The sequence below is a fragment of the Pedobacter sp. ok626 genome (genome assembly GCF_900100435.1).
Taxonomy (GTDB): domain Bacteria; phylum Bacteroidota; class Bacteroidia; order Sphingobacteriales; family Sphingobacteriaceae; genus Pedobacter.
Genome location: NZ_FNEX01000019.1, coordinates 14,373 through 30,293, shown reverse-complemented (window position 1 = coordinate 30,293; position 15,921 = coordinate 14,373). Strand labels below are relative to the sequence as shown.

21 protein-coding genes are annotated in these 15,921 nt (G+C 38.8%); 8 read left to right on the top strand and 13 right to left on the bottom strand.

From position 1 onward, the window contains the following. Nucleotides 1-2: 2 nt before the first annotated feature. From frr to rplM, 7 genes are all read right to left on the bottom strand, one after another. On the bottom strand, nucleotides 3-566 hold the full coding sequence (gene frr / locus BLS35_RS22600) for a ribosome recycling factor (protein ID WP_090785701.1): 564 nt from the start codon (nucleotides 564-566) through the stop codon (nucleotides 3-5). 41 nt (nucleotides 567-607) lie between these two features. Beyond that, nucleotides 608-1,315, bottom strand: coding sequence for a UMP kinase (gene pyrH, locus BLS35_RS22595; RefSeq protein WP_090785700.1), 708 nt, complete (start codon nucleotides 1,313-1,315; stop codon nucleotides 608-610). A gap of 38 nt (nucleotides 1,316-1,353) precedes the next feature. Then, nucleotides 1,354-2,460: an N-acetylglucosamine-6-phosphate deacetylase gene (nagA, locus tag BLS35_RS22590; protein ID WP_090785699.1), complete on the bottom strand. Its 1,107-nt coding sequence runs from the start codon at nucleotides 2,458-2,460 to the stop codon at nucleotides 1,354-1,356. A gap of 85 nt (nucleotides 2,461-2,545) precedes the next feature. Then, a complete protein-coding gene (gene tsf / locus BLS35_RS22585; RefSeq protein ID WP_090785698.1) occupies nucleotides 2,546-3,385 on the bottom strand; it encodes a translation elongation factor Ts in 840 nt (279 codons plus the stop codon). A 99-nt stretch (nucleotides 3,386-3,484) separates the two neighbouring features. Next, the gene (gene rpsB, locus BLS35_RS22580; protein ID WP_084288521.1) at nucleotides 3,485-4,309 is read right to left on the bottom strand and encodes a 30S ribosomal protein S2; all 825 of its coding nucleotides are present in this window, start codon (nucleotides 4,307-4,309) and stop codon (nucleotides 3,485-3,487) included. Nucleotides 4,310-4,327: 18 nt separating this feature from the next. Then, nucleotides 4,328-4,714, bottom strand: coding sequence for a 30S ribosomal protein S9 (gene rpsI, locus BLS35_RS22575; protein ID WP_084288523.1), 387 nt, complete (start codon nucleotides 4,712-4,714; stop codon nucleotides 4,328-4,330). Nucleotides 4,715-4,725: 11 nt separating this feature from the next. Then, complete coding sequence (gene rplM / locus BLS35_RS22570; RefSeq protein ID WP_090785697.1) at nucleotides 4,726-5,169, bottom strand: 50S ribosomal protein L13; 444 nt, start codon at nucleotides 5,167-5,169, stop codon at nucleotides 4,726-4,728. 224 nt (nucleotides 5,170-5,393) lie between these two features. Here rplM and BLS35_RS22565 point away from each other — a divergent pair, with 224 nt between their 5' ends. After that, the gene (locus BLS35_RS22565) at nucleotides 5,394-5,744 is read left to right on the top strand and encodes a 2-hydroxyacyl-CoA dehydratase (protein ID WP_090785696.1); all 351 of its coding nucleotides are present in this window, start codon (nucleotides 5,394-5,396) and stop codon (nucleotides 5,742-5,744) included. 197 nt (nucleotides 5,745-5,941) lie between these two features. On the opposite strand, the gene BLS35_RS28245 is transcribed toward BLS35_RS22565, so the two are convergent. From BLS35_RS28245 to BLS35_RS22555, 3 genes are all read right to left on the bottom strand, one after another. Beyond that, nucleotides 5,942-6,193 (bottom strand): hypothetical protein, encoded by a 252-nt coding sequence (locus tag BLS35_RS28245; RefSeq protein WP_254779058.1) that lies wholly within the window; start codon nucleotides 6,191-6,193, stop codon nucleotides 5,942-5,944. Next, the gene (locus BLS35_RS22560) at nucleotides 6,190-6,822 is read right to left on the bottom strand and encodes an Rpn family recombination-promoting nuclease/putative transposase (RefSeq protein WP_254779056.1); all 633 of its coding nucleotides are present in this window, start codon (nucleotides 6,820-6,822) and stop codon (nucleotides 6,190-6,192) included. The genes BLS35_RS28245 and BLS35_RS22560 overlap by 4 nt, the downstream gene beginning before the upstream one ends. A 353-nt stretch (nucleotides 6,823-7,175) precedes the next feature. Continuing rightward, nucleotides 7,176-7,463 carry a hypothetical protein gene (locus BLS35_RS22555; RefSeq protein WP_090785695.1) on the bottom strand — a complete coding sequence of 96 codons (288 nt, stop codon included), beginning with the start codon at nucleotides 7,461-7,463 and terminating at the stop codon, nucleotides 7,176-7,178. Nucleotides 7,464-8,104: 641 nt separating this feature from the next. Here BLS35_RS22555 and BLS35_RS22550 point away from each other — a divergent pair. From BLS35_RS22550 to BLS35_RS22535, 4 genes are all read left to right on the top strand, one after another. Then, a complete protein-coding gene (locus tag BLS35_RS22550; protein WP_090785694.1) occupies nucleotides 8,105-8,524 on the top strand; it encodes a hypothetical protein in 420 nt (139 codons plus the stop codon). A 121-nt stretch (nucleotides 8,525-8,645) separates the two neighbouring features. Beyond that, entirely contained in the window at nucleotides 8,646-8,852 is a 207-nt protein-coding gene (locus BLS35_RS22545) for a YtxH domain-containing protein (RefSeq protein WP_090785693.1), read from the top strand. A gap of 9 nt (nucleotides 8,853-8,861) precedes the next feature. Further along, nucleotides 8,862-10,259, top strand: coding sequence for an MBL fold metallo-hydrolase RNA specificity domain-containing protein (locus BLS35_RS22540; RefSeq protein WP_090785692.1), 1,398 nt, complete (start codon nucleotides 8,862-8,864; stop codon nucleotides 10,257-10,259). Nucleotides 10,260-10,285: 26 nt separating this feature from the next. Beyond that, entirely contained in the window at nucleotides 10,286-10,987 is a 702-nt protein-coding gene (locus tag BLS35_RS22535) for a class I SAM-dependent methyltransferase (RefSeq protein ID WP_090785691.1), read from the top strand. Nucleotides 10,988-11,001: 14 nt separating this feature from the next. Here the strand turns inward: BLS35_RS22535 and pepT are convergent, their stop codons facing one another. Then, a complete protein-coding gene (pepT, locus tag BLS35_RS22530) occupies nucleotides 11,002-12,255 on the bottom strand; it encodes a peptidase T (protein WP_090785690.1) in 1,254 nt (417 codons plus the stop codon). Between the two features lie 142 nt (nucleotides 12,256-12,397). On the opposite strand from pepT, the gene BLS35_RS22525 reads away from it, so the two are divergent. Both BLS35_RS22525 and BLS35_RS22520 read left to right on the top strand, forming a co-directional pair. Next, nucleotides 12,398-13,027: a hypothetical protein gene (locus BLS35_RS22525; RefSeq protein ID WP_254779054.1), complete on the top strand. Its 630-nt coding sequence runs from the start codon at nucleotides 12,398-12,400 to the stop codon at nucleotides 13,025-13,027. Nucleotides 13,028-13,033: 6 nt separating this feature from the next. Beyond that, entirely contained in the window at nucleotides 13,034-13,651 is a 618-nt protein-coding gene (locus BLS35_RS22520) for a rhomboid family intramembrane serine protease (RefSeq protein WP_090785688.1), read from the top strand. Here BLS35_RS22520 and BLS35_RS22515 read toward each other — a convergent pair. Beyond that, entirely contained in the window at nucleotides 13,648-14,616 is a 969-nt protein-coding gene (locus tag BLS35_RS22515) for a hypothetical protein (protein WP_090785687.1), read from the bottom strand. The genes BLS35_RS22520 and BLS35_RS22515 overlap by 4 nt on opposite strands. Nucleotides 14,617-14,704: 88 nt before the next feature. Between BLS35_RS22515 and BLS35_RS22510 the strand changes: the two genes are divergently transcribed. Next, entirely contained in the window at nucleotides 14,705-15,745 is a 1,041-nt protein-coding gene (locus BLS35_RS22510) for a dipeptide epimerase (protein WP_090785686.1), read from the top strand. Here BLS35_RS22510 and BLS35_RS22505 read toward each other — a convergent pair. Next, nucleotides 15,729-15,920, bottom strand: coding sequence for a DUF6358 family protein (locus BLS35_RS22505; RefSeq protein ID WP_090785685.1), 192 nt, complete (start codon nucleotides 15,918-15,920; stop codon nucleotides 15,729-15,731). The two genes, BLS35_RS22510 and BLS35_RS22505, sit on opposite strands and share 17 nt — an antisense overlap. Nucleotide 15,921: the final 1 nt, after the last annotated feature.

The following is a 15,921-nucleotide window of genomic DNA, read 5'->3' as shown; positions in this document are numbered from 1 at the left end:
TTTTAAACGGTCATGATATCTTTCTCTTTTGCTTCAGAGTGCTTATCAATTTTAATGATGTAAGCATCAGTAATTTTCTGAACTTCAGCTTCACCAGTTTTAATTTCATCATCAGAAACGCTTTCGCCTTTCAATTTCTTGATTTTTTCGTTGGCATCTTTACGGATGTTACGAACGGTTATTTTACCACGTTCTGCTTCCTCTTTAACCTTTTTAACCAGTTCTCTTCTGCGTTCTTCAGTCAATGGTGGAACTACCAAGCGAATTACCACACCGTCATTTTGAGGGTTGATACCGATATTGGCTTCCATAATAGCGCGTTCAATAGGCACTAACATATTTTTTTCCCAAGGCTGAACAAGCAAAGTACGTGCATCAGGTGTATTGATACTTGCTACTTGAGATAAACCCGTAGCACTACCATAATAATCTACAAATATGCCGTCTAACATACCTGCAGAAGCTTTTCCTGCACGGATTTTAGTCAATTCAGCTTCACAATGGTCAATCGCCTTGTCCATGTTTGCCTGGGCATCTTGTAATTGTTTCTTTATGAGGTCATTCATGTTTTGTAAAATTTAACCAAAAATATAAAATTTATTTAGGATCAGTTCTTAACCAGCGTACCGATCTCGTCGCCATTAGCAATTTTCATAAAATTGCCTGTTTTATTCATATCGAAGACGATAATTGGCAATTTATTCTCTTCGCAAAGTGTAAAAGCAGTCATATCCATTACATTCAATCCTTTAGCATAAACTTCTTTAAAGGAAATCTCTGAATATTTAGTCGCGGTTGGATCTTTTTCCGGATCAGCAGTATAAATACCGTCAACACGTGTACCTTTCAATACCACATCAGCTTTGATCTCAATAGCACGCAATGCCGCTGCCGAATCTGTTGTGAAGTAAGGATTACCAGTACCAGCACCAAAAATTACCACACGACCTTTCTCAAGGTGACGTACAGCTCTTCTACGGATAAATGGCTCGCAGATTTGCTCCATTTTAATTGCAGTAAGTAGGCGGGTTTTCAAGCCTACTTTTTCTAAAGCATCTTGTAAAGCCATACTGTTGATTACAGTGGCCAACATGCCCATATAATCAGCCTGTGCACGGTCCATACCAGACTTTTCTGCACTTAAACCTCTAAAAATATTCCCACCTCCAATAACGATTGCTATTTCAAGACCTTGGGCATGAACTGCCTTAATGTCTTCAGCATACTGCCTTACCACCTCATTATCAATACCATATTGCTTTTCGCCCATTAGCGACTCGCCACTTAATTTTAGTAGGATCCGTTTATATTTCATGGCTTCAAAAATAACTAATTGTTTTAATTAATGAGGGATCAAATGTCTAAACCTCCTACAAAAACTTTAGTCAACTTAAGTTCTGGGTTCAATAACAGGAGATTAGCATCGTTATCAACGCTTATTGAGCCTATTTTATCTCCAAGTCCAATCAGTTTTGCGGGATAAGACGAAGCCATATTTAAAGCATCTTGTAAAGGAATCTCACAATGTTGTACACAGTTCTGAACAGCCTGTAACATTGTAATGTTTGAACCGGAAAGCGTCCCATCCGGAGTAATAAATTTATCTCCAGAAAGCTGATGCTGATAAGGCCCAATGTTACATTCCGACACGGCATCTGTAATTAAAAACAAGCGCTCTTTCATCAGCTTATAACTCATCTTTACCATTTCAAAATCAACATGGTTGCCGTCAGCAATGATACTAGCCATTGCAGTAGGATGATTAAACACAGCTACAGGCAAATTAGGTGTCCTGTGGTGGATTGCTGGCATGGCATTGAACAAATGTGTAGTTGTCTTAAATCCTTTGTTATACGCAGCCGTAGCCTGCTCAAAATTGGCATCGCTATGTCCTAATGATAAAAGCACATGATTATCCAACAAATAATTGATAACTGCATCGTCCTGAAGTTCGGCCGCCAATGTCATCATCTTTACCGTGCCCTCTGCATAATCCATCAGACGCTTCACTTCATCCAGTTCCGCTTTATGGATAAATGCTTCAATATGCGCCCCCCTACGCTTAGGATTAAGGTAAGGTCCTTCTAAGTGCAATCCTAAAAAGCCTTTCGCTTGCGGGCGGTAAGCCTTTGCAGCATCCAATGATTGATAGACAATCTCCATGCTATTCGTGGCTACACAAGCCAAAAAGCTGGTTGTTCCCTTTCGGATCAAATCATCATCCATCTGTTTTAAAGTTTCAGCTGAAGGATAAGCAGAAAAAAGCGGCCCAGCGCTACCATAGATCTGAAGATCTATAAAGGAAGGGCTAAGGAAATCGCCCCCCGCATCAAATTGCGTATATCCAGCAGGAACTTTTTCATTAGAAACCCGGGTTATCTTTCCATTTTCTATCAGTACAGACTGATCTGCCTGTAGTACACCAGATTTAAAAAGCTTACAATTGGTTATTGCGATCATAAAATTGTATTGTATTACCCAAATATAAGGCAAAAAAAAAGAGCCTTCTGAAACAGAAGACTCTTCTAAAAAAATTAATTAAGTATTAAGCTCCTAATTGTACGCGTTTAAATGCAACAACGGTTAGACCGTTAGAAACATCATTTAAGAATTTACGTACATCTTTAGATGAATCTTTAACAAACTCTTGGTTTAATAAAGTACTGTCTTTGTAGAATTTATTCAATTTACCAGCAGCAATTTTTTCTACCATTTCTTCAGGCTTACCTTCAGCACGGATTTGTTCTTTAGCGATTTCAGTTTCACGCTCGATAGTAGTCGAATCAACATCACCTTTATCTAAAGCAACTGGGCTCATTGCAGCAATTTGCATAGCAACATCTTTACCAGCTTCTTCAACACCTTCACCAGCTTGGTTTAAAGCAACCAAAACACCTAAACGGTAGTTACCGTGGATGTAAGGAACAACTTTTTCACCTGTAACAGTTTCGAATTTAGAGATACCTATTTTCTCACCGATTTTACCAGTGTTCTCAACGATGATATCAGAAACTTTTTGTCCGTCAATTTCAAGAGCTAAAAGTTCTTCTAATGTAGCAGGATTGCTTTCGATAGCTAAATCAGTAAATTTGTTAGCCAAAGCAACGAAATCAGCATTTTTAGCAACGAAGTCAGTCTCGCAGTTTAATTCAACCACAACACCACGTTTGCCATCAGCAGTAGCTTTAGCAATAACAACACCTTCGTTAGAATCACGATCCTGACGAGAAGCTGCTACTTTAGCACCTTTTTTACGTAAATAATCAACCGCAGCTTCGAAATCACCATTAGCTTCGATTAACGCTTTTTTGCAGTCCATCATACCAGCACCAGTTTGTTGGCGCAATTTGTTTACATCAGCTGCAGAAATTTGTACTGTAGACATTTTATTTCCTTTTTTAAGTTTTTATCAAAAAATTATGGGTTGTGCACGACTTGTTGTAGTATAAACTGCAACGCACCATACACAACCCAATTATATTATTTAAGCTTCTTCGCTTGTACCTTCTTCAGTATCAGCTTCAACTTTTTTTCTTCTAGCACCTGGTGCAGCAGCTTCTGGAGCATCAGCAGCAGCTTTAGCAGCTACAGCTTCTTTCTCAGTTTCCTCGTCTTTTTCACGTTTGCGCTCATCTAAACCTTCTTCAATTGCTTTGATGATAACATCAGTAATTAAAGAGATAGATTTAGTAGCATCATCATTCGCAGGAATTGGGAAATCGATGTTTGAAGGATCAGAGTTAGTATCCACCATTGCGAAAGTTGGAATGTTTAATTTCAACGCTTCGCTAACAGCGATGTGCTCTTTTTTAACGTCAATTAAGAAGATAGCAGCTGGTAAACGGTTTAAATCCGCGATACCACCTAATAAACTTTCTAATTTAATACGCTCACGTTGGATCATTAAACGTTCTTTCTTAGAAAGGATCGAATAAGTACCATCTTTAGTCATTTTATCGATGGTAACCATCTTTTTGATTGACTTGCGTACAGTTGCAAAGTTAGTTAACATACCACCTAACCAACGCTCAGTTACGTAAGGCATGTTTACTTTTTTTGCTTGATCAGCAACGATTTCTTTAGCTTGTTTCTTAGTAGCTACGAAAAGAATCTTACGACCAGATTTAACGATCTGTTTGATTGCTGAAGCAGCTTCTTCAGTTTTAGTTAAAGTTTTATTTAAATCTATAATGTGGATACCATTGCGCTCCATGAAAATGTATGGGGCCATTTTTGGGTTCCATTTACGGGTAAGGTGACCAAAGTGTACACCTGCATCCAGTAAGTCTTGATATGTAGTTCTTGCCATTGTTTTGTCTCCTTAAGATTAACGTTTACTGAATTGGAATTTCTTACGTGCTTTCTTGCGTCCTGGTTTTTTACGCTCAACCATACGCATATCACGGGTCATTAACCCTTTAGCGCGCAATGCTGGTTTTTTCTCAGCATCTAATTCAACAATAGCTTTAGCAATAGCTAAACGAACAGCTTCTGCCTGGCCTTTAACGCCACCACCGGCTACATTTACAGTTACATCATACTGACCAACTAATTCAGAAACTGTGAATGATTGGTTAACGATGTATTGTAAAGGCAATGTTGGGAAATATTCTTTGTGATCTTTACCGTTTACGGTAATTGTGCCGTTGCCTTCTTTTAAATAGATACGAGCAACTGCAGTCTTTCTTCTTCCTGAAGTGTTAGTAACTGACATTTCTTCCTTAATTAAAGTTTAATGGTTGTTGGTGATTGAGCTGCATGCGGATGCTCAGCACCTGCATAAACAAAAAGGTTGGTGTACAATTTTGCACCTAATTTAGTTTTAGGTAACATACCTTTTACTGCCTTTTCCACAACACGCTTTGGATGTTTCGCCATTAACTCTTTTGGAGAAATGAAACGCTGACCACCTGGATAACCAGTGTAGGAAGTATAAACTTTGTCGTTCATTTTATTTCCGGTCAACTTAATCTTGTCTGCATTAATAACGATAACGTTATCACCGCAGTCTACGTGTGGGGTGTACTCAGGCTTGTTTTTACCACGGATGATCATAGCGATCTTCGATGACAAGCGCCCCAAAATCTCGCCTTCAGCATCCACAACAACCCACTGTTTGTTAACAGTTTTTGCATTGGCAGAGACAGTTTTGTAACTTAACGTATTCACTTGCTTGTATTTAATTTGTTAAACAATTATTTATTATCCCATATTTTTAGGGACTGCAAAGATAGATAGAAATATTTAATTACCAAACAGTTGAAGAGATATTTATTTCGCAGTTAACAATAAACCAAATATCGCTTCCTCTAAAATTTACGCGGATGCGAAAACTACCGAGGTAAATTATGTTAATTTACTATCTTCGATTAACTCTAAAAACGCATTCAAAAATGAATCAAACTTGGCGAATCATCTGGATTAGCACCGCCGTAATTGTCCTTTCACTTAAATTATTCAGGTTTCTTAACAAACCGCCTGAGGGAAATGCACAAATAATTGCTAAAATTTTTCAAACTGAATGGCACAATGATGGTGAATCAATCGAACAATGGGTAAAACACGCACTAAAAGAAAATAGGATCCCCTATTCGCGCTTTTACATTAAGAAAAATATTAACGACAGTAATGAGGCCGTCGTAGCCTGCACTAGCGACGACGAAACATACCAGTTCTATAAATACAATTATGAGCAGAAGAGTCTGGTGGCTCTTGAAGACAACGGAATATCGAAACCCCGTTAACTTAAGAGCTCTTGTCAGTAAATTGTCACGAAATTATATTTACGAATCATCACAAAACTATTCCACAACATTCCTCGTTATAGTTGCAGTTTGTTTGGTTTAGGTTGATCTGTGGTGGATCAACCATCTTTATAGCAGGGACGTCGAAAGACCGTCCCTGTTTCCTTTTATACCCAGAAACACAGCAGAGCCCTTCTCTATTGTTCATCAATGCCGGGTAAATCGTCGATTTCTTCAGTTGAGAGGCCCGTAACTTTAGCTATTTCATCTGAGGGTCGCCCTATTGCTTTAAGTTTTGAGGCTATTTCCAGCGTTGTTTCTTTTGCCGCTTTTTCCGATGCTTGTTCTGCTGCTTGTTCCTTAGCCCAATCCATACCACCCTTCCAATCAGATTTAGCTTTTATATCTGATTCATACAATTCCCGCTGTTCTTTGGTTAACTTACTCAATCCGCAATTTTAAATATCTTTTGAAATACTCTTTTATCCAGAAAGCGAGGAATCTCATTCAGTCGACTTAAGTTCTTTAATAAGTAAAACCATTTGTCCAACTCAGATTCTAATTCATGCTCCTGTTTATCAAAGTTAGGTAATTCAAGGAACTTGAAACCCATACCTTTGTAAAATACTTTACCGGTATCGGTGTTCGTTAACGCAATATTATGCAGATAGTTGCCATTGATATTATTAAACTGAAACTCCATAATACCAATGAGATAAACCTCCTTTAGTGGAACATTCCAGTCATGTGCTCCTCTTGGTAGCTGTGCGCTAATCAGCCTGGACATGTAAAACACACATCTGTCTGCAAAGAATTTTTGTCCCGTTCTCTGCATTTCAATAATAAATTGCTCGCCATCCTGTCCGGTGCAAGTCAAGTCGAAAAGCACTTTTTTCTCTTCAATATAACTACCTCCATGCTCGGTAGGGCTGTACGTAATATCAATAACACGCTTCTCTCCCTGAAAAAGAGCATTTAAAAATTCAATAAGAATATCCTTATTGGGCTCACTTCCAAATATATGCTTAAAGCCAAAGTCAGTTAAAGGATCAATGTACCGGTTAGTGTTTTCTATCATAATTATTTAATTCAGTCATGAAGAATTTAATCGATCTCAAACCGAAAACCACACTTTTCTTAAGTTAATTTATTTTTTCTGCTCATAAACTTTTTTACAACATTCACCGTTATAGTTGCAGTTTGTTTGGTTTAGGTTGATCTGTGGTGGATCAACCATCTTTATAGCAGGGACGTTTCGAAAGACCGTCCCTGTTTCCTTTTTGAACCCAGATCAGAACCACGCTTAAGGAATAGTCCTCACATCAGACACACATTAGACACAATCTCTTCACAAAAAGGTACCCTTTTGTGGGTTTGGTGTGAAGGAGGTGTGAACCAGGTGTGAAGAAACCTTAACCTTGTGAAGAATCGTTACTGTGCATTCCAAACCTGCTGACTTATCCTAGTATTATGCAAAATACTAGCAGCCAAAATCATTTGATGAAGATTCTCATAAAAACTTACCAAATTTTCGCGCGCCGGAATAGTTAATGCTGTAGAGGGGTTGAAGAAACAATGTTTCATAATTTGCCAAAGCAAATCTTGGCTTTCGTCAAGATCATATTCTTCGAAAAAAAGTTGAATTGAACTCTCTGCTGATGCCTTTAATTCAGCTTCGGCGCCTTTTGGCCTACTCTGGAAGTACTCTTGATCTGTCATATGCTCATTTTTTAGTTTAAACCTTAAAAATGAGTCTCAATGGGAATTTAAGGAAGCCATTACGGCTGTTCGTCTATTTGTGAATAAAACGAAGATGCAACTATAGCAAGCTCTAAATACCGGAACGTGGGGCTTTCTGACGGCCTAGGAAACGGATTTACAATAGAGCCCATGACGCTATAGTGCACCTTCAAAAGTACAACAAATATTGTCACGGGCATTAATCTATTGTCTCCTTCCAAGCATTTGTCAGAAATTTCACGCTGGAGACTCTTTAAATTAATACCTCATTTAAGAAGTAATGATATGTTGTTATATTTCTTTATTTCATTGGCTACCCCGTCATCAGTTTTAGGTACATCGCTTCATTTAAAGGACGATTTTTTTCTACCGCTGATTTATCCCTTAATTTAATTAAACACGCCCAAACCAACCACACATTATTATAAAAATTAATTTAATAATTTTATTCGACCATTCCACCACGCCTATAGAGCACTATCTATCAAAAGGTTAACAAAAAAAATCAGAAGGTTAACATCAGAAATTTCACCGAAAAAATTATCTATAGACTTAAACTTGGCATAGTTTTTTCTAAGGAGTGATTTAATTATTTTTTTAATCTAATCCTTATATTTATTATGAAAAAAGCAATCATTGTACCTATTCTATTATTGTTCTCAGTAATCATTACCTCTTGCAGCAAAGACAAAGACGAAGCACCAAACACAGACAAATCCGCAGAGGTTTCACAAACCTATCAAGGAAAACTAACCTTAGGAACTCCTGCCGACCACATAGAATACCAGAATGTTAAAATCAAAATAACACGTAAAGGGGCCAATGAAGTGTCAATGGAACCTGTTAGCGGTCAAAATTACCCTGCATTTAATGCAATAACATTCTCCAACTTTTTGTATTCAAGCGAAACCAACATGTATGCCTCTTCAAATCCTAGCGGATTAATTTTCAGCTTCCTAACTAATGGAACCATAAACATGCAAATGGCTTATAACTTTAACAATACATTAGTTTTCTTTGAAGGCCCAAGTGTAAAATAACCGAAATCGTAAAAAAATAAAAGGGGCCAAAAACTATTTCGGCCCCTTTTTTGTTATATTTAGACATGGGCGTCGTGCCCGCACAGCACCTTATTCACAATTACATTTGACTTAAAAGACCATGAAAAAAGAAACTAAAATAATAGCAGGAGTATTGGCCGGAGCAGCTTTAGGTGCTGCAATAGCTTTAATATTGTCAACTGATAAAGGTGGAGACGTAAAAGATAAAATGTCGGACTGGTTTTGTGACCTTCTAGATGCTTCTAAAGAGAAACTCGCCGATGTTACCGATCAAGTAAAAGACACCATTTCAAAAGTAAGAGCCTAATCCAGTTTAATGAAGATCGCTTTTCACGGGGCAGCGCGTGCTGTAACAGGTAGCAAACACCTGATCACTTTAAATAACGGAACTAAAATATTATTGGACTGTGGCCTTTTTCAAGGCATGGGTGATATCACAAATCAGTTGAATGAATCTTTCGGATTTAATCCGGCTAAGGTGACATACCTCATTTTATCTCATGCCCATATAGATCATTGCGGACTCCTGCCTCGTTTGGTGGCCGAAGGTTTTAGCGGCACCATTTACTGCACACCTGCCACAAAAGACCTAGCGGGGATCCTAATGTTAGACTCGGCAAAGATCCAGATGCAGGACGCAGAATATGCGAACAAAAAAAACAAACAACCAGGGGTTGTGGCAGTACCGCTGTATACAGATCAAGATGTACAGCGGACAATTAGCCAGTTCAAAACTATCCCTTACGAACAGGATTTTAAAATCGATAATCACATTACAGTTAGATTTACCGACGCTGGCCATATTGTGGGTAGCGCAGCGGTACACTTACGGATTAATGAAAATGACAAAGAAACCCGCATTACTTTTAGCGGAGATGTAGGTCGCTACGGCGATTTACTATTAAAAAGTCCCCAAACTTTTCCACAGGCCGACTATATCATCTTAGAATCTACTTATGGTGATTCTTTGCATGTCGATGTAGAGGCTATCGAAAACTTATTACTGCAAATAATTACGCAGACTTGTTTAGAAAAGAAAGGCAAAATTGTCATCCCAGCATTTAGCGTTGGTCGTACTCAAGAGTTATTATATGCCCTAAACTCCCTGGAGTTAAAAGGTCAATTGCCCGATATACCTTACTACGTAGACAGCCCACTTTCTCTGGAAGCAACTCAGGTACTAAAAGATCACCCAGACGTATATAATAATGGCGTAAAGGAGATCATGAAGGTAGATCGCGACATTTTTGACTTCAAAGGCTTAAAGTTTATTGAAAGTGTAGAAGAATCTAAAGCTCTAAACGACGACCCGCAGCCTTGTGTAATCATATCCTCATCAGGCATGGCCGAGGGGGGCCGCGTAAGACATCACATCAGAAACAATATCAGCGATAAAAGGAACACCATTTTAATGGTAGGATATGCCAGTCCGGGATCCCTTGCCGGCCGTTTAATTGGCGGACAAAAAAGAGTATGGCTTTTTGGACAAGATTATGATGTAATTGCAGAAGTGAGGTCTATTAAATCCATGAGCGCTCATGGCGATTATGAAGATTTATTACAATTCCTTACCGGACAAGACCCTACAAAGGTTAGACAGTTGTTTCTGGTTCACGGCGAGTACGATGTACAGCTAAAATTTGCCGAAAGGGTACGTAATGCCGGTTTTAAAAATGTTGCTATTCCAGAATATCATCAGGAGTTTGAGTTGTAAAAGAATCTCTTTTCTATCTTTGCGGCATGGATGTTTTTGGAGAAGCGTTAAAAGATCAGTTTTTAAAACCACCGGCAGAAACCCTTTGGGTACATAACTCTTACGACGAACCGGAAGAAATGCCGGTAGATATTTACTTCAGAGACGAAAATGAAATGCCTGACCTGGAAATTAAAGCACTTGATCTTTGTAAAGGCAAAGTGTTGGATGTGGGCGCCGGTGTAGGTAGCCATGCTTTAGTACTGCAAAAAAGGGGGCTTGATATTACGGGTATGGACATATCCGCACCAGCAGTAACCATTATGAAGCAACGTGGGCTAAAACAAGCCATGGAAGGTAATATCCTAACCTATAAAATTCCAGAAGGGGAGAAAAAATACGACACCCTATTATTTATGATGAACGGAATCGGGCTTACAGGATCCATTCCTGGATTAAAAGCTTTTTTAAAACATGTTAAAAGCTTATTAAATAAAGATGGTCAGCTGGTTTTTGACAGCTCTGACCTGTCCTATCTATACCTTGAAATTCCATTTCCCGAAAATGGGTACTTTGGAGAAGTTAGCTTTAGGTACGAATACAAAAGCGTAAAAGGCAATTGGTTTAAATGGATCTATGTAGATCAGAAAACACTTATTGATATTGCCAAACAAACAGGATGGCATACCGAGATCATTATGGAAGACGATTCAGATCAATATTTGGCAAGACTAACGCTTGCCAAATAATCAATCTTATAATTTTAGGCTTTCTCTTCCCAGATTGCAGCGATATTAACGATCGTTTCAACCGCTTTTTCCATATCCTGTACCGATGCCCATTCCTGCTTACCATGGAAAGCATGCTCTCCTGCAAAGATGTTAGGACAAGGTAAGCCCATAAATGACAAACGAGAACCATCGGTACCACCTCTGATGCTTTGTTGCTTAGGCGTAATACCTGCACGTTTTATCGCTTCAATACCAATTTCGATAATTTGAGGATGCTTATCCAATACCTGCTTCATGTTACGGTATTGTTCTGTGATCTTCAATTCATACGAAGCGTTTGGAAAATCTTCTATAATATTTTGCACAGTAGCATCTAACAATTCGCCATTAGCAGTCAATTCTTCATCATTAAATGCACGAAGGATAAAGCGCGCTTCAGCTTGTTCTACATTACCACTGATTGTAACCGGGTGGATAAAACCTTCTTTTAATTCTGTTGACTCAGGTGAAAGGCAGTCTGCAGGTAACGAACTGATCACATCAGATAAAATCTTAATAGCACTTTCCATTTTACCTTTAGCAAAACCAGGATGCGCACTTACACCTTTTATGGTCAATACAGCGCCATCAGCCGAGAAAGTCTCATCTTCAATAGAACCCAATGTTTCACCATCAACGGTATAACCGAAATCAGCACCTAATTTTTCCAGGTTCACTTTATCTACACCGCGCCCAATTTCTTCGTCCGGGGTAAATAAAATTTTGATCGTTCCATGCTTAAATTCAGGATTCTGCATTAAAAAAGCCGCAGCTTCCATAATTTCTGCCAATCCAGCTTTATTATCTGCCCCAAGTAAGGTAGTACCACTTGCAGTGATGATATCATTGCCAATCTGATCTTTCAGATCATGGTGTTCTTTCATTTTTAATACTACAGAATTGTCGTCCGGCAGCACCAAATCTTGTCCTTGGTAGTTCTCGTGAATGATTGGCTTTACATTGTAACCACTACAATCGGGAGAAGTATCCATGTGCGAGCAGAAGCAAATTACTGGAACTTGCTTATCTGTATTGGCAGGAATGGTCGCATATACGTAACCATACTCATCTAAATGTGCATCAGTCACACCAATCTCTAACAATTCAGCCACCAGAACCTTACCTAAATTCTTTTGCTTTTCGGTTGAGGGAACAGTTGGCGATTGCGGATCTGATTGTGTATCGATCTGAACGTATTTTATGAACCTGTTTTGAAGGGATTTGTTTTTATTTATATATTTTAGCATACTCTTATAAAACTCCAAAGTTATATAAAGATTATAGTTTTGTCTACATACTTAAAAGAAGATACTCTTGAAACCAATTTTAACATCGTTAACAGCACTCTTATTTTGGTTTAATACCAACGCTCAATCCAATTTTTATAAAATGTCAATCGGCGCCGGCGCCGGAATTACACAGTCTTTCGGAGATTTGGCCAAGCATGATTACGGTTTAGCGGGTTATGGATCCTTTGATTATCTGTTTACCCCTTTTGTGAGCCTCGGGATAGAAGGGCAAATGGGAGAAATCAATGGTGGTGATATCTACACAGACCCGTACAGCCGTCAGTTTATAAATAGTTATAAAGCTATTTCAATTAATGGAAAGCTATCCCTTGGTGCAGTGATAGATTATGGCCGAACCGGCTTTGCTAATGCCATAAAAGGCTTATATGTTGGTGCAGGTGCAGGAGTACTCATGAACAAAATGCGTTTTGTCCAAAGATATGATCTGAATAATCCAGATTATATCTTCCCTGGAAAGGATAGCTCTAATGATCTACTGGTCCCACTAAATATTGGTATTACTTTTAACTTTATGGATCGGTATGGGTATTCCAAATACGGCATCAACTTTAATTATCAAGCAAATGTTACATTGGGCGAAGGTATGGATGGATATGATGACTCTCCGCTGAAATTTAAAAGCGGTAAGCCCGATATTTATAACTACTTTTCGATCGGCCTGAAATACCACTTCGGATCTATAGGGCTTTCTACAAAAACACTATATTAATTTAGAATGGAATACTTAATTCATACCCCTGTTGCATCGATCATCTTCCTGTTAACTATTGTAACCAGCATTTATGCTTTTAACAATCAGGATTTGTACGGCAAGTTCATGCTGCACCCCTACAGTGTTTCGAGAAGATTTAAGGTATATACTTTATTGACAAGCGGACTGATTCATGCAGACTGGATGCACCTGATTTTTAACATGATGACCTTTTACTTCTTTGCTTTTCAGCTAGAGGCAATGATCGGATCATGGCAGTTTGCAACCATATATATTTTTGGCTTGATATTAAGCGATATTCCTTCGGTTATTAAGCACAAAAACGACATGTGGTACAACAGCTTGGGCGCCTCTGGAGCCATCAGCGCTGTCTTGTTTAGCTACATTTTATTTCAGCCATTCTCTTCGATGATCATATTCCCGATACCAATACCTATCTGGGCGATCATTTTCGGGCCATTATATCTTGTATACTGTGTTTATGCCTCAAAACAATCCAGAGATAACATTAACCACGATGCTCACTTTTTTGGCGCATTAACAGGCCTTATTGTTACCGTGCTTATTGTTCCTGGAGCGATCCCACATTTCATAGCGCAGATACTCGCTAAGATCGGTTAATTGGTTTCTGGCAATGAAGCCGGATCGAAATAGCTGATTGGCTTGGTCGGATCTTTAATGATTTCGAACAAGGTATGTCCCCAAGGCTTCCAAAAATCCTGCAATACCTGTGCATAGGTTTTATGTTGCCAATGATCAAATAAAGGTTTGTTAAAAGTACCTTTAAGTGGCATTGCATCTATGTAAATAGAACCTTCTACGGGCATAATAGCATATTCCGGCAGGCGATTAAACAGGTAAGCCGAGTAAAAGAAACGGGCACATAGCTCTTCAAACTGTGGTGCGGTTAAAGCGGAGGCCCCAATCTGATCAAGCAATTCCTGATGATATTTTTTATTGGTACCGTTATCCTGCAGACAGGCAATGATCCCAAAATCTTTAAGCTTTAATGAAAAAGTAAGCGTATTGATTTCATCTCTGAAGCTGAAAGGGGTATCCTTATCTTCAAGCGAAACCACCACAATAGACCAAGGTGTAAAATCTTCGAACACCACATCCCTATAAATACTCTGGATCATGGTATTCAAATTACCAAACTTATGCATCAATCCTTGCGACATGTTTAACCCATCATCACTTAACTGCTGTAAGCGAACAGCTCCATTCATTTCTATATAGATGAGGCTGTACATGAACTTACCAATCCATTTAAAAAGATCAAGCTCATCCAACTGAGATACCCCAGCATACCCCTTAGCAAAGGCATCAGAGATTTTATCTTCTAGTGGCTGGATAAATTGCGTTAAAACCTCAGTGCTACAAGGAACCTTTAAAGCATTATACGACCTTACACTTTCGTCGAGCAATTTAATCTGCTCTTCGCCACTAAAGTTTGCCACTTCTAACAGCCATGCAGGTAGTATATTTATTTCTTCAATTGGCGAACTAAAGATATCTCCACTTAAAAAGCAGTTTTTATACTTAAAATCGAAGTTTTTAAAGGGTTGGTATATTGTGCTATTCATACTGGGCACAATATTAGGTATATTATTTTTACATTCGCTTTTGCACTACTTTTTATAACTTTTAAATTACTAAAAAGCCTTTCGTACCATGAAGATTGCTTATAACGCTTATAGCCTGGAACTAAAACACCCATTTTCTATTGCCAAATTCTCGCGGACAAGCACGCCAGTGATGTTGATCCGGCTGAGTTATGAAAATATTGAAGGTTATGGCGAGGCTTCTATGGTGCCCTATATGGGCGAAAGTGTAGAAACAGCGGTAGCCTTTTTAAAAAAGGTAGATTGGAATCGCTTTGTTCATCCGTTTAATTTTGAGGAGACCCTCAACTATCTCGATAGCATTGAAAAGGGGCATCCCGCGATTAAAGCAGCTATTGATATTGCCTTGAATGACATCAACGGAAAACTACTAAATAAGCCTTGTTACGAGATTTATGGCGCCGACCCATTAAAAATGCCAGTAACCTCTTATACCATTGGTATTGATACAGCGGAAGTGATTAAAGAGAAAGTGGCGGATGCCAATGGCTTTAAAGTTTTAAAGATTAAACTAGGAAGAGATAACGACAAAGAACTGATCAACACCATCAGAAGTGTGAGCGACTTGCCTTTATATGTTGACGCCAATCAGGGCTGGACAAACAAGAAACATGCTATAGAGATGATTTATTGGTTACACGATCAGGGCGTACAACTGATAGAGCAGCCCATGGATAAGGCCGATCTTGAGGGCAATGCATGGCTTACAGGGCGTAGTCCGATCCCCATCTTAGCAGACGAGGCGGTACAACGATTGTCAGATTTGGAAGGCTTAAGAGGCGCTTATCACGGCATCAACATTAAGCTGATGAAGAGTGGCGGCATATATGAAGGTCATCAAATGATCCTTAAAGCCAAATCTATGGGTATGAAAGTACTGATTGGCTGCATGAGCGAAACATCTTGTGCTACACAGGCAGGAATGGCCTTAGCGCCATTGTGCGACTGGGCAGACCTGGATGGGCCATGGCTAACAAAAAACAATCCTTTTACCGCGCCTAAAATGATTGAGGGAAAATACCAGCTAAGTCAGCTGCCAGGGCTAGGGCTGGAAGGGATAAACCCTTCTTTATTTACTTCCGGTTTTTAAGACTATTGCGCATTTCCTTTATCAGCTGTAACTTTAAATAAAGAAAAAATGCAGCGGTAATTACGAATAAGCCAATTACTAAATATTGTTTATTGTTATAACCCCATACCATTCCAAAAATGGAAAGGATGATACCCAGGTTATAAAAAACGTTTAATGCGATCTTCTTTCCCATG

What these genes read in the sequence shown, in the direction of transcription:
- frr (WP_090785701.1), bottom strand. Translation starts at nt 566, where the DNA reads ATGAATGACCTCATAAAGAAACAATTACAAGATGCCCAGGCAAACATG.
- pyrH (WP_090785700.1), bottom strand. Translation starts at nt 1,315, where the DNA reads ATGAAATATAAACGGATCCTACTAAAATTAAGTGGCGAGTCGCTAATG.
- nagA (WP_090785699.1), bottom strand. Translation starts at nt 2,460, where the DNA reads ATGATCGCAATAACCAATTGTAAGCTTTTTAAATCTGGTGTACTACAG.
- tsf (WP_090785698.1), bottom strand. Translation starts at nt 3,385, where the DNA reads ATGTCTACAGTACAAATTTCTGCAGCTGATGTAAACAAATTGCGCCAA.
- rpsB (WP_084288521.1), bottom strand. Translation starts at nt 4,309, where the DNA reads ATGGCAAGAACTACATATCAAGACTTACTGGATGCAGGTGTACACTTT.
- rpsI (WP_084288523.1), bottom strand. Translation starts at nt 4,714, where the DNA reads ATGTCAGTTACTAACACTTCAGGAAGAAGAAAGACTGCAGTTGCTCGT.
- BLS35_RS22565 (WP_090785696.1), top strand. Translation starts at nt 5,394, where the DNA reads ATGAATCAAACTTGGCGAATCATCTGGATTAGCACCGCCGTAATTGTC.
- BLS35_RS22560 (WP_254779056.1), bottom strand. Translation starts at nt 6,822, where the DNA reads ATGATAGAAAACACTAACCGGTACATTGATCCTTTAACTGACTTTGGC.
- BLS35_RS22555 (WP_090785695.1), bottom strand. Translation starts at nt 7,463, where the DNA reads ATGACAGATCAAGAGTACTTCCAGAGTAGGCCAAAAGGCGCCGAAGCT.
- BLS35_RS22550 (WP_090785694.1), top strand. Translation starts at nt 8,105, where the DNA reads ATGAAAAAAGCAATCATTGTACCTATTCTATTATTGTTCTCAGTAATC.
- BLS35_RS22545 (WP_090785693.1), top strand. Translation starts at nt 8,646, where the DNA reads ATGAAAAAAGAAACTAAAATAATAGCAGGAGTATTGGCCGGAGCAGCT.
- BLS35_RS22540 (WP_090785692.1), top strand. Translation starts at nt 8,862, where the DNA reads ATGAAGATCGCTTTTCACGGGGCAGCGCGTGCTGTAACAGGTAGCAAA.
- BLS35_RS22535 (WP_090785691.1), top strand. Translation starts at nt 10,286, where the DNA reads ATGGATGTTTTTGGAGAAGCGTTAAAAGATCAGTTTTTAAAACCACCG.
- pepT (WP_090785690.1), bottom strand. Translation starts at nt 12,255, where the DNA reads ATGCTAAAATATATAAATAAAAACAAATCCCTTCAAAACAGGTTCATA.
- BLS35_RS22525 (WP_254779054.1), top strand. Translation starts at nt 12,398, where the DNA reads ATGTCAATCGGCGCCGGCGCCGGAATTACACAGTCTTTCGGAGATTTG.
- BLS35_RS22520 (WP_090785688.1), top strand. Translation starts at nt 13,034, where the DNA reads ATGGAATACTTAATTCATACCCCTGTTGCATCGATCATCTTCCTGTTA.
- BLS35_RS22515 (WP_090785687.1), bottom strand. Translation starts at nt 14,616, where the DNA reads ATGAATAGCACAATATACCAACCCTTTAAAAACTTCGATTTTAAGTAT.
- BLS35_RS22510 (WP_090785686.1), top strand. Translation starts at nt 14,705, where the DNA reads ATGAAGATTGCTTATAACGCTTATAGCCTGGAACTAAAACACCCATTT.
- BLS35_RS22505 (WP_090785685.1), bottom strand. Translation starts at nt 15,920, where the DNA reads ATGGGAAAGAAGATCGCATTAAACGTTTTTTATAACCTGGGTATCATC.